At 45.1% G+C, this 488-nt stretch carries 1 pseudogene; it reads right to left on the reverse strand.

The features are described from left to right. A pseudogene (locus PZH32_RS11265) lies at positions 1-488 on the reverse strand (hypothetical protein); the annotation flags it as partial.

Below are 488 nucleotides of genomic sequence, written 5' to 3' on the forward strand. Positions count from 1 at the left end.
GAAAAATCTTCCGTACACCGTCATTATCAGAATGAACGACAGCACCGTGATAAATAATCCTCCGATAAGCGTTACCGCCCACAAAGGGATACTCTCAAAAAATCCGCAATCCTCTATGGTCGTTACCATCTCTGCGGGCAAGGTCGTCTGTTCCGGAGTTCCAAATCCGGCAGCATTCATAATGGTTGAAATCGTACCCTGCACAATATTAAATAGTGCAAGCATAAGCTCCATTCCGTATGTAATGACACCTTTCGCCAGTGCAAAACGGACAAAGAGTTTCAGTGCGTGTTCCGGTTTCTTCACATCTGTAAAACTTCCGCAGGTCTTTACCATACCTATCACAAAAAACAATACAAGCAAGGCAAGCCCGATAGCCTGAACCGCACCGTTGATGTCAACGATAACCTTCCAGATATTCCCGCCCTTAAAGTTCTGCGGTGTAGTTGTGATGAGCGTCCATATTTCCGACAGTTTTTCATTCCAAG

Source organism: Adlercreutzia equolifaciens (assembly GCF_029076695.1).
GTDB classification, from domain to species: Bacteria; Actinomycetota; Coriobacteriia; order Coriobacteriales; family Eggerthellaceae; genus Adlercreutzia; species Adlercreutzia equolifaciens_A.